Origin of the sequence: Pseudomonas fluorescens (genome assembly GCF_000730425.1) — a bacterium.
In the GTDB taxonomy this organism is placed as follows: Bacteria; Pseudomonadota; Gammaproteobacteria; order Pseudomonadales; family Pseudomonadaceae; genus Aquipseudomonas; species Aquipseudomonas fluorescens_X.
The window spans coordinates 5,325,357-5,338,632 of sequence record NZ_CP008896.1 but is presented as its reverse complement, the minus strand read 5'-3'; the positions used below and the strand labels follow the sequence as shown (position 1 = coordinate 5,338,632).

Below are 13,276 nucleotides of genomic sequence, written 5' to 3'. Positions count from 1 at the left end.
CCCACGCCTGAGTATCGACGATGACGCTTTCATCCTTGCCTGATGTCCCTCGGGCTCAGGCACCCGGCCTGCCCCGCCGGGCCGGGCTGGGGCTCAAGAGCGAGCATTTCCAGGAAGTGCTCGCCACCCTGCCCGATATTGGTTTTTTTGAAGTCCACGCCGAAAACTACATGGTGGCCGGCGGGCCTTTTCATCACTACCTGGGATTGATCCGCGAGCAATATCCGCTGTCGCTGCACGGCGTCGGCCTGTCCATCGGCGGCGAAGGCCCGCTGAGCCAGGAGCACCTTGCTCGCCTCGCGGCACTGGTGGCGCGCTATCAACCCCAATCCTTTTCCGAACACCTGGCCTGGTCCAGTCACGGCCCGGTGTTTCTCAACGACCTGCTGCCCCTGGCGTATGACGACGCGGCCCTCAAGCGGGTGTGCGAACACATTGACCAGGTACAAACCATCCTCAAGCGGCGCATGTTGCTGGAAAACCCGTCGACCTATCTGCAGTTCCAGCGTTCCACCCTGGACGAAACCGACTTTATCAGCGAAGTCATCCGGCGTACCGGCTGCGGCTTGCTGCTGGACGTGAACAATGTGTATGTGTCCTGCATCAATCATCAGCAGGATCCGTTGGCCTACCTTAATGCGTTGCCGTTACATGCCGTGGGCGAGATACATCTAGCAGGCTTTTGCGAAGACGCCGACAACCTCGGCGACCGTCTGCTGATTGATGATCATGGCGCGCCTATCGACAACGCCGTCTGGCAGCTGTATCAGCAGGCGCTACACGGTACCGGGCCCGTGCCGACATTGATCGAGCGCGACAACAATGTGCCAGCCTTCAGTGTGTTGCTCGCCGAAGCAAGGCATGCGGACCAGCACCTGCTGGCGGCGGCGGTGCGCCCATGACCCTGCACCGAGCGTTTACCCAGGCCCTGTTGGCACCGGACCTGCCTTGCCCCGAGGGTTTGTTCAGCCGCAATGGCGCCGACCCCGCCAGTCGTTTTGCGGTGTACCGCAACAACGTCCACAACTCGTTGATCAATGCCCTGGCCGACAGCTACCCCGTGACCCGGCAACTGGTGGGCGATAAGTTTTTCAACGCCATGGCCGGCCTGTATGTGCAGGGGTATCCGCCCACCAGCCCCCGGCTCAATGAGTACGGCAGTGACTTGGCTGACTTTATCCAGGGGTTCGCCCCCGCCGCCAAAGTGACGTACCTGGCCGACGTCGCTCGGCTGGAACGCTTGCGGATCGACGCTTATCACGCTGCCGACAGGCCGGTCGCCGATCCACAGGCCGTCATAAACCAACTGCAACAACTGCTCAGCCTGGGCGACGTGCGCCTGCAATTGCATCCCTCCGTTGCCACCCTGCAATCGAACTATGCCGTGGTGGCGTTATGGGCCGCGCATCAAACCAGCGACACCATCGCCAGCCTCGACCCCTGGCAGGGGCAAAGTGCGTTGATCCTGCGCAACGGCCTGGAGGTCGAAGTGTTCTGTATCGACAGCGGCTGCGTGGCGTTTATCAACAGCCTGAACAATGGTTGGCCACTGGAAATGGCGGTGGCGTATGCCCTGGATGCGTCCAGCGAATTTGACCTGCACCACTGCCTGGAGCTGCTGATCAGCCATCGCGCCATCTCTGACCTGTACACCGACACCAAGGAACAGCCATGAACACTGCCGCCCCGAATCTGATGACACGCCTCACTCAAGCCTTTGAAAAAATCCCCTACAGCCTGATCTCCCTTGTCGCACGCTTTTCCATTGCGGCGGTGTTCTGGAAGTCTGGCCAGACCAAAGTCGAGGGCCTGGCCATCGACCTCGTCGAAGGCACCTTCGAACTGGGTATGCCACACCTGGCAAGCTCCACCGTACCGCTGTTTCAAAGTGAATACCGGATACCGCTTGTGCCGGCTGAAGTCGCCGCGTACATGGCCACGTTCGCGGAGCACTTTTTCCCGGTTCTGATTCTGCTGGGGCTTGCCACACGCTTTTCAGCCCTGGCGTTACTGGGCATGACCCTGGTGATCCAGCTGTTTGTCTACCCGGATGCCTACCCGACCCACGGCACCTGGATCGCGTTGCTGCTGGTGCTGATGGCCAAGGGACCAGGACGAGTGTCTATTGATCACTGGATTGCCCGGCGCTGGCGTTAAAGCCGGTCCAACGCCTCGCCGTTGCGCTTGAACCAGCCGACCAGGTAGTCGGCCAGCACTTGGGTACGACGTGGCAGGCCGCCCTGATAGGGATGAACCAGATACATCGGCATACTGCGAGTCTGATATTCACGCAGGAGCCAGCGCAGCCGGCCGTCAGCCAGCTCCATTTGCAACAGATAGGATGGCAGCCGGGCAATACCGGCCCCCACCAGCGCAGCCTTTTTCAGCAGGTTGTAGTGATTGGAGGCAAAGGTGCCATCCACTCGTACCCTCAACAACTCGTGTTGCTGGTGATACAGCCACTCTTCGCGCCCGCTGTAGTGGCTGTTGAGCAAACAGCGGTGGCCAACCAGTTCCGACGGTGTCAGCGGCTCACCGTATTGCTCCAGGTAGGCCGGGCTGGCGCAGGTCATTTCATGCCATGCCAACAGGGGCTTGGCAACCAGACGCTCATCGTTGGCGACCTCTGAGCGCACCGCCAAGTCAAAACCGTCCCTGGCCAGGTCGCGGTAACTATTGCTGAGGTCCAACTCGATCTGCACCTGCGGATACCGCCCGGAAAACTCCAACAAAAGACCGTCGAAGAAGGTTTCTCCCAAAGACACCGGAACCGTCATACGCACTGGCCCAGCCAAATCGTCCTTGAGCCGCGCCAATGCCTGTCGGGCACGCTCGGCCTGGATCACCAGCCCCTGGGCTTGAGGCAATAACGCCGCCCCGGCGGCCGTCAGACTGAGTCGTCGAGTGGTGCGATGCAACAAGACTACCGAAAATTGCGCCTCCAACTGGCTGATGCGCTTGGACAACTGGCCCTTGCTGCATCCCAGCTGCTGGGCCGCCAAGGTAAAGCTACCGGCTTCGATCAACACCGCAAACGCCGCCAAATCATCCATCTCGCTCATGGATTGTTTCCATTTGAAAACCAAAGGTTGCCCATTAGCGCGCTTATCCATAGAAAAAACCACTCTAGACTCAGGGCTCACCCAAACCCTTTGAGGAACCGCACCATGAAAATCCTGTTGATAGGCGCCAACGGCACGGTGGGCTCGGCGGTCAAGACCGAACTATCCCAGCGCCATGAAGTGATCAGCATTGGCCGCAACAGTGGCGACTTTCACGTCGATATCAGCGACAGCGCCTCGATCCGCCGACTGTTTGCGCAAACCGGTAAGTTCGATGCCCTGGTGTGTGCCGCCGGCAGCGTCAACTTCGTGCCCCTGGGAGAAATGGACGCCAGCCACTTCGACCTCGGCCTGCAAGACAAGCTGATGGGCCAGGTCAACCTATTGCTGATTGGCCGCGAGTTTGCCAACGACGGTGCGTCTTTCACCTTCACCAGCGGCATCCTCAACCGCGACCCGATCCGTACCGGCGCCTCGGCGGCGCTGGTCAACGGTGCCATTGATGCTTTTGTGAAAGCCGCAGCGATTGAGCTGCCACGGGGTCTGCGTATCAACTCGGTCAGCCCTAGCGTACTGGTGGAAGCCATGGGCAGCTATGCGCCTTACTTCAGGGGCTTTAAGCCGGTTCCTGCGGCGGATGTAGCACTGGCCTATGCCAAGAGTGTGGAAGGCCTACAGACCGGACAAACCTATATCGTAGGTTGAATGGGGGCTCAGCCAGCTTTATTTGAGCAACGACGGCATCATCTCCAGCAACTGCTCGCGGGGGATGGAGAACCTCAGGCCCGGGGCGTCGAGCACGCCCTGGACCGTCGCAGTATTAAGCTGCCGGCCATTGAGATAGAGCGTCACCGGCTTATGCAGGGCCGCCAGGGTCAACGCTTTCGTGCGCTCCCTGGCCTCGGGCGTCAGCTTCACTTCGACCTCAATCAAATCGGGCTGCAGGTTGTGGGCTTTTTTCAGGGTCAACGTCATCTCAGTGAAGTCGGCCTGTGAGCGGTAGAACAGCTTGGCCGCAGGCTCGGCCCAGGCCAGAGACGCCATCCCGGCCAAGAGGAAAAAGGCCCATCGAATATTCATGCAAATGCTCCTTCGCAAAACAGTAAAAGTTGCATAAGGCTGACACAGGAACCAGGGGAAAAGGCTTGGATCCAGCCTCTTAAAAATGCTGAAACCTATTCAGACTTCCTCACCAGCTTGTGATGCGACGCCAGCCTGCGTAACGTGACGGCACTTATCAGGAGACCCGATAATGCTCGCCGCCCGAATCCTCACTCTGTTTGCCCTGCTGCCCTTGTTCACTGCCTGCCAGATGTTTGAAGGCGACCCGGCCAAACCCTCCACCGCGGGTTTGACTCGCATGCAGGGTGAACTGACAGCCATCGGCGACAAGCTGCTGTTCCAGCCCTGCCATGACCAGCGCAACTATGTGGTCAACGATAGCGGTGGCACCAGCATCCTCCAGGAAGCGGCGTCCCTGGCCGGCCAGCAAGGGGCATTGTTTGCCGACCTGCGCGGCAAATTTTCCGGGGTCGCCAGCGGCACTCAGGGGCAGGTCGACCTGCAACAGCTGTACCGCGTCGAACGCTCGACCTCGGCCTGTGACGACCCGGACTTCAAGCGCATGATCCTGCGCGCCAATGGCCACAAACCGGCCTGGGCGCTGAATGTGACCAACAAGGGCATGGTCTTGCAACGCGAGGGCCAACCTCCGTTGCCGGTACCTTATGTGGAAGAGCAACTGGGTGATGGCCGCTTCAACCTCACCACCGAAGCCAACGGCCAGAAAATCGAACTGTGGGTCGCGCCCCAGCGCTGCATCGATAGCGTCAGCGGCAGCCTGCAACACATGAGCGCCGAACTCCGGATCAACGGTCAGGTGCAGCGTGGCTGTGCTGCGTTTGGCGGATCACGGGACGACTGATTCGACCCTGCGCTGTTTTAGCATGACGGGAAACCGCCGTTGGGGCTTATAATCGCCGGTTTGCAAAACCGCCGGCCTTAACAAACGCCGCATATCGGATCCTGTCATGCTACGAATCACCGAACTCAAGCTGCCCATCGACCATCCCGAAGAAGACCTGCGGCCTGCCATTGTGCAGCGCCTGGGCATCGCCAGTGATGATCTGCTCGATTTCACCCTGTTCAAACGCAGCTACGATGCACGCAAGAAGTCGTCGGAACTGTGCTTCATCTATACCGTGGACCTTGAGGTCAAGGGCGAAGCCGCCCTGCTGCTCAAGTTTGCCGATGATCACAATATCAACGCCGCACCCGATGTCAGCTACAAGGTGGTTGGCCAGGCACCGGCAGACCTGGGCGCGCGGCCTATCGTGGTCGGCTTTGGCCCTTGCGGGATCTTTGCCGGGTTGCTGCTGGCTCAAATGGGCTTCAAGCCGATCATTCTCGAGCGCGGTCGCGAAGTGCGCCAGCGCACCAAAGATACCTGGGGCCTGTGGCGCAAAAGCGTACTCAACCCCGAGTCCAACGTGCAGTTCGGCGAGGGCGGTGCCGGGACCTTTTCCGACGGCAAGCTCTACAGCCAGATCAAGGACCCGAAATTTCACGGACGCAAGGTGTTGCACGAGTTCGTCAAGGCCGGCGCGCCGGACGAAATCCTCTACGTCAGCAAGCCGCACATCGGCACCTTCCGCCTGACCGGCGTGGTGGAAAACATGCGCCAGCAGATCATCGCCCTGGGCGGTGAGGTGCGCTTTGAACAGCGAGTCACCGACGTGCTGATCGAAAACGGCCAGTTGAACGGCGTGGTGGTCGATAGTGGCGAGCAGATCCTCTCCAAACACGTGATCCTTGCCCTTGGCCATAGCGCCCGCGATACCTTCCGCATGCTTCACGGCCGTGGCGTGTACATGGAAGCCAAGCCTTTCTCGGTGGGTTTCCGGATCGAACACCCGCAGTCGCTGATCGACGCCGCGCGCCTGGGCAAATATGCCGGGCACCCGAAACTGGGCGCGGCCGACTACAAGCTGGTACACCACGCCAAGAACGGCCGCTCGGTGTACAGCTTCTGCATGTGCCCGGGCGGTACGGTGGTGGCGGCCACTTCCGAGCCGAACCGGGTTGTGACCAATGGCATGAGCCAGTATTCGCGTAACGAACGCAACGCCAACTCCGGGATCGTGGTCGGCATCACCCCTGAAGTGGACTACCCAGGTGGCCCACTGGCCGGGATCGAGTTGCAGGAGCGCCTGGAGTCCCACGCGTTCATCCTCGGCGGCAGCAACTACGAAGCGCCGGCGCAACTGGTGGGTGATTTCATCGCCGGCAAGCCATCCACGAGCATCGGCAGCGTGGAGCCTTCCTACAAGCCAGGCGTAGCCCTGGGCGACTTGGCCCTGGCCTTGCCAGACTTCGCCATCGAGGCCATCCGCGAAGCGTTGCCGGCCTTTGAGAAGCAGATCAAGGGCTACTCGCTGCATGACGCGGTCCTGACCGGGATCGAAACCCGCACCTCGTCGCCGCTGCGGATCACCCGCGATGCGTCGATGCAGAGCTTGAATGTCAAAGGCCTGTTCCCGGCCGGCGAAGGCGCAGGTTATGCCGGTGGCATCTTGTCGGCGGGCGTTGACGGGATCCGGATCGCCGAAGCCGTAGCGCGGGACATGTTGGGCCTGGAAGCCTGACACGACCCTCTGTAGGAGCCGGCTTGCCGGCGATGGTGGTCTCAGGGACGCCATCGCCGGCAAGCCGGCTCCTACAGTTTTAGATGTTTGCGCGCAGGATGCTGTCCGGCAACGATTCACCCCGTTCGGCGCAGGCTGCAACAGCGTCGATCAGTTCCTCCAACTGATAGCCCTGCCCGACCAACCACGCATCATCGTAATACGTCGTGGCATAACGCTCGCCACCGTCACACAGAATCGCCACGATAGACCCCGACTCCCCTGCCGCCTGCATCCGCTGCGCGGCAATCAATGCGCCTATCAGGTTCGTGCCGCTGGAACCCCCGACCCGCCGTCCCAAGCGTTGCGCCAGGTAATGCATGGCCGCCAACGACAAGGCATCAGGCACCTTGACCATCGCATCGATCACCCTGGGCAGGAACGATGCCTCCACCCGTGGCCGACCGATGCCCTCGATCCGCGAACCGCAATCCAGGCGCAAACGGGTATCACCGGTCTGGTAGTACTCGAAGAACACCGAACGCTCGGCGTCGGCACACAACACCCGGGTGCAATGCTGGCGATAACGCACATAACGTCCCAGGGTCGCCGTGGTACCGCCGGTGCCCGGGCTGGAAATCAACCAGCTCGGCTCTGGATGCCGCTCGAAGCGCAGCTGTTGGAAGATCGATTCGGCAATATTGTTGTTCGCCCGCCAGTCGGTGGCTCGCTCGGCGTAAGTGAACTGGTCCATGAAGTGCCCGCCACTTTCCTGTGCCAGGCGCTCGGATTCGGCGTAGATCTGCGTGGGATCCTGCACCAGGTGGCTCTTGCCGCCGTAAAAGGCGATCTGTGCAATCTTTTCCTGGGACGTGGTCGCTGGCATCACCGCAATGAACGGCAGGCCCAGCAAGCGCGCGAAGTACGCCTCGGAGATCGCTGTCGAACCGCTGGAAGCCTCGATCACCGGTGCGCCGGGTTTGAGCCAACCGTTGCACAGGGCATACAGGAACAAGGAGCGGGCCAACCGGTGCTTCAGGCTACCGGTGGGGTGGCTGGACTCATCCTTGAAATACAACTCGATCCCCGGCAAGCCTGGCAACGGCAGCGGAATCAGGTGGGTGTCGGCGCTGCGCTGGAAGTCCGCTTCAATAATGCGGATGGCCTCTCGGGCCCACGGACGGTGGTCGCTCATGCTCAGGTTCCATTAGGTTTTCAAGCTGAATGTTAGGGCGTTTCCTACACTGCACACAGATACAGTCATGACTCAATTCGACACACAATTGCTAGGCTTTGGCGCAATCCATACCCAGGCACTTTTATATAACAAAAAAGAATATAACTTTTGTTTTAACAACTAACAGTACGGGTTAGGGTACCCCCCTATTGAACTTTGATTGGAGAGCATCCCTTGCCTCTGCGTAGCACGTTTACTCGTTTCTTCCAGCTTGAAGCGGCCAGCGGTCTGTTACTGATCGCTGCAGCCGCCCTGGCCCTGATCATCAACAACTCACCGCTGTCGTATCTGTACAACAGCTTTCTCGATGTGCCCGTGGCGGTACAGATCGGCGCCCTGCAAATCGCCAAGCCGTCGCTGCTATGGATCAACGACGGCCTGATGGCCTTGTTCTTCCTGCTGATCGGACTGGAGGTCAAGCGCGAATTGCTCGACGGCCATTTGTCCAAGCCTTCCCAGGTCGTGCTGCCAGGCGCTGCGGCCATTGGCGGCATGGTGGTACCGGCGCTGATCTACTGGGCGCTGAACAAAGATAACCCAGCCGCCCTGGGTGGCTGGGCCATCCCGATGGCCACCGATATTGCCTTTGCCCTTGGGGTCCTGGCGCTGCTGGGCAAGCGTGTGCCAGTGTCGCTGAAGCTGTTCCTGATGACCCTGGCGATCATCGATGACCTGGGCGCCATCATCGTCATCGCTATTTTTTACTCCAGCGAACTGTCCACCGCGTCACTGGCAGGTGCAGGCGCCTGTCTTGTCGCACTGATAGCCATGAACCGCCTGGGGGTGGTGAAACTGGGGCCGTATCTGATCGTTGGCCTGATCCTGTGGGTCTGCGTACTCAAAAGTGGTGTGCATGCCACCCTGGCTGGCGTCACCCTGGCGTTCTGCATCCCTCTGCGCACCAAGAACGCCGAACCCTCGCCGCTGCTGGGCCTGGAACACGCCCTGCACCCTTGGGTGGCCTACGGCATCCTGCCGCTGTTCGCCTTTGCCAATGCCGGCGTGTCCCTGGCCGGGGTCAACCTGGAGAGCTTCACCCACCATGTGCCAATGGGGATCGCCGCAGGCCTGCTGGTGGGCAAGACGATCGGTGTGTTTGGCCTGACCTGGCTCGCGGTGAAAACCGGGCTGGCCGCCCTGCCGACCGGCGCCAATTGGGGCCAGGTCATGGGCGTGGCCATCCTGTGCGGCATCGGCTTTACCATGAGCCTGTTTGTCGGCTCGCTGGCGTTCGTGCCGGGCAGTAGCGAATACGCCGGAATGGACCGGATGGGCATCCTCACCGGCTCGATCCTTGCGGCGTTGATTGGTTATGCCGTGACGGCAATGGCCAGTCGCAAGCCAGTGGGTACCAGCACTTAACGTTGCTGGCACGCTCAATGATGAGGCTCAATTGAGCGCCCAATAAAAAACCCCGACCAGCCACCTGGTCGGGGTTTTTCGTTTACCGCCTAGCCCTTAACGGGTAACGCGGCTGGTCCCATCGACAGTCATGATGCGCACGCGGTCGCCGATGCGGAAGATCTCGTTTTCCTGCACCGCCTGGACGTAGGCGCGCATGCTGCCGTCGTCTTCGCGTACGGTGATTTCAACACCCTGGGTGCGGGTCAAGCCCTCTTCGGTGGCCGAGCCCAGCAGGCCACCGGCCACGGCACCGATAACGGCCGTCACAATACTGCCGCGACCACCACCGATGGCGCTACCGCCAACACCGCCGATGACTGCACCTGCTGCGCCGCCGATCGGGGTCTTGGTGCCTTCGATCTTGACCGGACGCAGGGATTCAATGGTCCCCATGCGCACGCTCTGCACACGGCGGGCTTCGTCACGGGAATACGAGTCGCCGGTCAGACTGGAGGCGCAGCCACCCAGCAACAACGACATGGTGGTAAAACAGGCAACCAGCAGAACAGACTTACGCATAGCATCAACTCCAAAGGACATATCTTTATTAGACTCCGCTGCTTGACGCCTGTCACGGCACGGCCCGCAGAAAATTGCTTTCATTCAGCCCCAGTACAGACAGGCTGTACCACGAAAATCGACGAACGGTAGCGGCTGCACCCAGACAAGGAATTTCATGGACTACTTCATCATTGTAGCGACCACCGCCGCCGGCCTGTATTTCCACTGGTGGCTTTACCGACGGATCAAGCGTTGGATCGATCGCGACTTGGCGCTTTCGCTGGCTGGGGACGATCAGCACAAGCGTGTCTTTATGCTGCAACAGTTAGACCGCGCCAAGGCGGAGAAGGTCAAGCGTAGGGATTTGCCGCAGTGGCTGCAGGATGCAGCCCGGCAATATGTGGTCAACCCCACGGAGTAGAGGCTGTAGGAGCCGGCTTTAGGGTGCCAATCGTTCACGGGTCCAATCTGCACCCTGCAAACGATAGTTCAAGCGATCATGCAATCGGCTCGCCCGGCCCTGCCAGAACTCGATGCGTTCGGGCAGCAGGCGATAACCGCCCCAGTGTTCCGGGCAATCCGGCTGGGTCTTGCTAAAACGCTGTTCGGTCAGCGTGAGCAGGTCTTGCAATTGCTGGCGATCACGGATCACTCGGCTTTGCGGGGAAGCCCAGGCGCCAATGCGGCTACCCAGTGGGCGCACCTGATAGTAAGCGTCCGACTCCTCGGGCGTGACTTTGACCACCCGGCCCTCGATGCGTACCTGGCGCTCCAAGGTCGGCCAGAAGAAGGTCATGGCAGCAAAGGGCCGTACCGCCAATTGCTCGCCCTTGGCGCTCTGGTAGTTGGTAAAGAAGGTAAAGCCCTGGGCATCCAGGCCCTTGAGCAGCAGGACGCGGCAATGAGGCCGGCCCTCTTCATCCACGGTCGCCAGCGTCATTGCGTTGGCCTCCACCGGCGGTTGCTCGGTCTTGACCGCATCGCTGAACCACTGGTGGAACAAGGCAAACGGCTCGTCCGGGGCCTGGGCCTCGCTCAAACCGTCCCGTGTATAGTCACGGCGCATATCAGCCAGTGCCTGAGTCATGCGGCTTTATCCTTCTCGTTCAACTGCTCAGTTTTTCGCCTGGTCGTTTGCCGCCACTTTTTTTACTGGCGCTGCATCCTTGGCGGCAGCTGGCTTTTTGGCAGCCGGCTTGGCGGCCACTTTTTTCGCGGCAGGCTTGGCGACGGCCTTCTTGGCAGGCGCTTTTTTGGCGGCAACGGCTTTCTTGGCGACCGGCGCTGGCGCCACTACGTCCTGTACCGCAACCAGTTCGGGCTTCGGCGGGTTTGGCGAGTTGTACTTGCTCAACAGTGCCAGCATGGTAGTGCGCTGGGTGAACATGATTTCCATACGGCGGTTCAGGGCGCGGCCCTGGGTGCTGTCGTTGGCGGCGCGAGGCATCAGGTCACCCATGCCACGCAACATCAGGCGGTCCTGCTTCAAGCCGCTGAGGCTGAAGATCGAAGCAATGGACTGGGCACGCTCCTTGGTCAGGGGCTGGTTCTGTACGGTGTCGATGTGGCCCAGGACCAGCACGGCGGTCTTGGGATCGCTTTCAACGGCCTTGGCCACACGGGTGAACGGACCCAGCGTCACAGGCAGCAACATTGCCGGACGCTTGGGGTTGTAGGAACCATCGACCGGGGCAATCACCACCAGCACGTTGTCACGACGTTCAAGTTGCAGGTTGCTGTCCTTGATCGCGGCGCGCAGGCGCGGCTCGTAGTCGTCCAACCAGGCCTGGGTGATTTTCGGGTCTGGCATCGGGATGTTGGTCACATCGACTTTGTTCAGGGGTTTTGGCTTGCTTTCAAACGGCCACCACCATTTGGTGCCGGTTTCAGCCTTGGCGACCACCGGGGCGGTAGCCGGAGCTGGCGTTGCCGCTTTCAGGTCGGCCTTGAGATCGGCCTTGGCGTCCGCCACCTTGGCATCGGCCTTCGCATCGGCCTTGGCGGTAACGTCCTTGGCCGCCGACTTGTCGGGCCAGAATGACCACCAATGCTCACCAGACGCATCATTTTGTGGAGTTTGTGCACAGCCAGTAATAGTGAGGCAGAGCGCCAGTGCCAAGGACTTGTTCGATAACATGAGATATCCACAAAATGAGAAAACACAGGGGCCTGAATGACCCGTTAAACAGACGCTTCACGAAGTTTAAAGTAACAATACTTTTCAAGCGCCTTTTGTAGGTGCCTTTTTAACAAAAAAACGCCAGACAGCAAGCTATTTACAGACAACCGGCCAATATTCTTACCAACTTTTGCGCGCGCGGGTCCATAAGTACATACGGCCCCAGAGTATTGGTCACGAAACCAAATGCTACATCATGTTCCGGATCGGCAAAGCCCACGGAACCGCCGGCACCAGGGTGCCCAAATGCACGTGGGCCAAGGCCAAACGTGGCATTGGGCACATCTGGCTGGTCCAGCATGCAGCCCAGGCCAAAGCGGGTTTGCGTCAATAAGGTTTTATCCAGCCCGATACTGTGCTCGCGGGTCAGTTGTTCAAGCATATCGGCTTCCAACAAACTTCCGTCCAACAAACCACTATAAAACCCGGCCAAACTGCGCGCATTGCCATGTCCGTTTGCCGCAGGCTGCTGCATACGACGCCACTCGGGCTTGTTAGTGCTGGTTAGTATGGAAGGCGGATTGGTAAACGCGCGGGTGGTCATTGCCGCAGGTTCGCGCAGGGTGACCTGTAATAGTCGTTGGGCTGCCTCATCCCCCATATTGCCTTTGCTCCTGGCAATGTGGGCCACACGATAAAACTCTTCGTCCGCCAGCCCGACATGGAAGTCCAGGCCTAGAGGGCGGGCAACCCGGGCCACAATCGACTCCCCCGGCCCACGGCCATCGGCGCGACGCAGCAGTTCACCGATCAGCCAGCCATAGGTGATAGCAGCGTAGCCATGGCCCTCACCGGGCGTCCACCAGGGCGCCTCGGCGGCCAGGGCCGCCGTCATCATGGGCCAGTCATACAGGGCTTCGGCGGGCAATGTCTCACGCAACGCTGGCAACCCGGCCTTATGGCACAGCAGTTGACGCAGGGTGATGCCTTCCTTGCCTGCCGCGGCGAACGCCGGCCAGTAGTTGGCAACCGGGACGTCCAGTTGCAGTTTGCCTTCGGCAACCAGTTGCAAGGCCGTGACGGCGGTGAATGTCTTGGTGCAGGAGAACAGGTTGGCAATGGTGTCGCTGTGCCAGGCCTCGGCACCGTCCTTGTCGGCGGTGCCGGCCCACAGGTCGAGGACGGTTTCGCCACCCACCTGCACACACAGCGCCGCACCGCGCTCCTGAGGGTCGTCAAACAGCGCGGCGAAGGCTTCACGCACCGCTTCAAATTGAAGCTCGTAATGACCCTGAATCTGCACCTGAATCCCCCTCGGAAAAGACCTGCG

General features: G+C 60.3%; 15 protein-coding genes. 8 read left to right on the top strand and 7 right to left on the bottom strand.

The features are described from left to right. The first annotated feature begins 20 nt into the window (after positions 1–20). From HZ99_RS23930 to HZ99_RS23920, 3 genes are read left to right on the top strand one after another with little or no spacing between them, the layout of a single operon-like run. Positions 21–902 carry a DUF692 domain-containing protein gene (locus HZ99_RS23930; protein WP_038446525.1) on the top strand — a complete coding sequence of 294 codons (882 nt, stop codon included), beginning with the start codon at positions 21–23 and terminating at the stop codon, positions 900–902. Continuing rightward, positions 899–1,675 (top strand): DNA-binding domain-containing protein, encoded by a 777-nt coding sequence (locus HZ99_RS23925; protein WP_038446523.1) that lies wholly within the window; start codon positions 899–901, stop codon positions 1,673–1,675. Before HZ99_RS23930 ends, HZ99_RS23925 begins: the two co-directional genes overlap by 4 nt. Continuing rightward, positions 1,672–2,157: a DoxX family protein gene (locus HZ99_RS23920; protein WP_038446521.1), complete on the top strand. Its 486-nt coding sequence runs from the start codon at positions 1,672–1,674 to the stop codon at positions 2,155–2,157. The genes HZ99_RS23925 and HZ99_RS23920 overlap by 4 nt, the downstream gene beginning before the upstream one ends. On the opposite strand, the gene HZ99_RS23915 is transcribed toward HZ99_RS23920, so the two are convergent. After that, on the bottom strand, positions 2,154–3,062 hold the full coding sequence (locus HZ99_RS23915) for a LysR family transcriptional regulator (protein ID WP_038446520.1): 909 nt from the start codon (positions 3,060–3,062) through the stop codon (positions 2,154–2,156). The two genes, HZ99_RS23920 and HZ99_RS23915, sit on opposite strands and share 4 nt — an antisense overlap. 105 nt (positions 3,063–3,167) lie before the next feature. Here HZ99_RS23915 and HZ99_RS23910 point away from each other — a divergent pair, with 105 nt between their 5' ends. Continuing rightward, complete coding sequence (locus tag HZ99_RS23910; RefSeq protein WP_038446518.1) at positions 3,168–3,767, top strand: short chain dehydrogenase; 600 nt, start codon at positions 3,168–3,170, stop codon at positions 3,765–3,767. Between the two features lie 18 nt (positions 3,768–3,785). On the opposite strand, the gene HZ99_RS23905 is transcribed toward HZ99_RS23910, so the two are convergent. Continuing rightward, a complete protein-coding gene (locus HZ99_RS23905; protein WP_038446517.1) occupies positions 3,786–4,142 on the bottom strand; it encodes a hypothetical protein in 357 nt (118 codons plus the stop codon). Positions 4,143–4,314: 172 nt separating this feature from the next. Between HZ99_RS23905 and HZ99_RS23900 the strand changes: the two genes are divergently transcribed. Together HZ99_RS23900 and HZ99_RS23895 are read left to right on the top strand one after the other, a co-directional pair. After that, positions 4,315–4,986, top strand: coding sequence for a COG3650 family protein (locus HZ99_RS23900; protein ID WP_038446515.1), 672 nt, complete (start codon positions 4,315–4,317; stop codon positions 4,984–4,986). A gap of 106 nt (positions 4,987–5,092) precedes the next feature. Then, positions 5,093–6,706 (top strand): NAD(P)/FAD-dependent oxidoreductase, encoded by a 1,614-nt coding sequence (locus HZ99_RS23895; RefSeq protein WP_038446513.1) that lies wholly within the window; start codon positions 5,093–5,095, stop codon positions 6,704–6,706. A 79-nt stretch (positions 6,707–6,785) separates the two neighbouring features. On the opposite strand, the gene HZ99_RS23890 is transcribed toward HZ99_RS23895, so the two are convergent. Next, on the bottom strand, positions 6,786–7,880 hold the full coding sequence (locus HZ99_RS23890) for a PLP-dependent cysteine synthase family protein (protein ID WP_038446512.1): 1,095 nt from the start codon (positions 7,878–7,880) through the stop codon (positions 6,786–6,788). A 216-nt stretch (positions 7,881–8,096) separates the two neighbouring features. Here HZ99_RS23890 and nhaA point away from each other — a divergent pair, with 216 nt between their 5' ends. Continuing rightward, complete coding sequence (gene nhaA / locus HZ99_RS23885) at positions 8,097–9,284, top strand: Na+/H+ antiporter NhaA (protein WP_038446510.1); 1,188 nt, start codon at positions 8,097–8,099, stop codon at positions 9,282–9,284. 96 nt (positions 9,285–9,380) lie between these two features. On the opposite strand, the gene HZ99_RS23880 is transcribed toward nhaA, so the two are convergent. Further along, entirely contained in the window at positions 9,381–9,845 is a 465-nt protein-coding gene (locus HZ99_RS23880) for a glycine zipper 2TM domain-containing protein (RefSeq protein ID WP_029297142.1), read from the bottom strand. Positions 9,846–10,002: 157 nt separating this feature from the next. Between HZ99_RS23880 and HZ99_RS23875 the strand changes: the two genes are divergently transcribed. Next, a complete protein-coding gene (locus HZ99_RS23875; protein ID WP_038446508.1) occupies positions 10,003–10,248 on the top strand; it encodes a hypothetical protein in 246 nt (81 codons plus the stop codon). Between the two features lie 18 nt (positions 10,249–10,266). Here the strand turns inward: HZ99_RS23875 and pdxH are convergent, their stop codons facing one another. The 3 genes from pdxH to HZ99_RS23860 form a co-directional block, all read right to left on the bottom strand. Further along, complete coding sequence (gene pdxH, locus HZ99_RS23870) at positions 10,267–10,914, bottom strand: pyridoxamine 5'-phosphate oxidase (RefSeq protein WP_038446507.1); 648 nt, start codon at positions 10,912–10,914, stop codon at positions 10,267–10,269. Positions 10,915–10,941: 27 nt separating this feature from the next. After that, on the bottom strand, positions 10,942–11,964 hold the full coding sequence (locus HZ99_RS23865) for an OmpA family protein (RefSeq protein WP_038446505.1): 1,023 nt from the start codon (positions 11,962–11,964) through the stop codon (positions 10,942–10,944). A 139-nt stretch (positions 11,965–12,103) separates the two neighbouring features. After that, entirely contained in the window at positions 12,104–13,249 is a 1,146-nt protein-coding gene (locus tag HZ99_RS23860) for an EstA family serine hydrolase (protein ID WP_038446504.1), read from the bottom strand. Between the last annotated feature and the right edge of the window lie 27 nt (positions 13,250–13,276).

Excerpts from the sequence above, each read along its gene's own strand:
- HZ99_RS23880 (WP_029297142.1), bottom strand. The coding sequence starts at position 9,845 with ATGCGTAAGTCTGTTCTGCTGGTTGCCTGTTTTACCACCATGTCGTTG.
- HZ99_RS23890 (WP_038446512.1), bottom strand. The coding sequence starts at position 7,880 with ATGAGCGACCACCGTCCGTGGGCCCGAGAGGCCATCCGCATTATTGAA.
- HZ99_RS23925 (WP_038446523.1), top strand. The coding sequence starts at position 899 with ATGACCCTGCACCGAGCGTTTACCCAGGCCCTGTTGGCACCGGACCTG.
- HZ99_RS23905 (WP_038446517.1), bottom strand. The coding sequence starts at position 4,142 with ATGAATATTCGATGGGCCTTTTTCCTCTTGGCCGGGATGGCGTCTCTG.
- HZ99_RS23865 (WP_038446505.1), bottom strand. The coding sequence starts at position 11,964 with ATGTTATCGAACAAGTCCTTGGCACTGGCGCTCTGCCTCACTATTACT.
- HZ99_RS23920 (WP_038446521.1), top strand. The coding sequence starts at position 1,672 with ATGAACACTGCCGCCCCGAATCTGATGACACGCCTCACTCAAGCCTTT.
- HZ99_RS23930 (WP_038446525.1), top strand. The coding sequence starts at position 21 with ATGACGCTTTCATCCTTGCCTGATGTCCCTCGGGCTCAGGCACCCGGC.
- HZ99_RS23915 (WP_038446520.1), bottom strand. The coding sequence starts at position 3,062 with ATGAGCGAGATGGATGATTTGGCGGCGTTTGCGGTGTTGATCGAAGCC.
- HZ99_RS23875 (WP_038446508.1), top strand. The coding sequence starts at position 10,003 with ATGGACTACTTCATCATTGTAGCGACCACCGCCGCCGGCCTGTATTTC.
- HZ99_RS23900 (WP_038446515.1), top strand. The coding sequence starts at position 4,315 with ATGCTCGCCGCCCGAATCCTCACTCTGTTTGCCCTGCTGCCCTTGTTC.
- HZ99_RS23895 (WP_038446513.1), top strand. The coding sequence starts at position 5,093 with ATGCTACGAATCACCGAACTCAAGCTGCCCATCGACCATCCCGAAGAA.
- HZ99_RS23910 (WP_038446518.1), top strand. The coding sequence starts at position 3,168 with ATGAAAATCCTGTTGATAGGCGCCAACGGCACGGTGGGCTCGGCGGTC.
- pdxH (WP_038446507.1), bottom strand. The coding sequence starts at position 10,914 with ATGACTCAGGCACTGGCTGATATGCGCCGTGACTATACACGGGACGGT.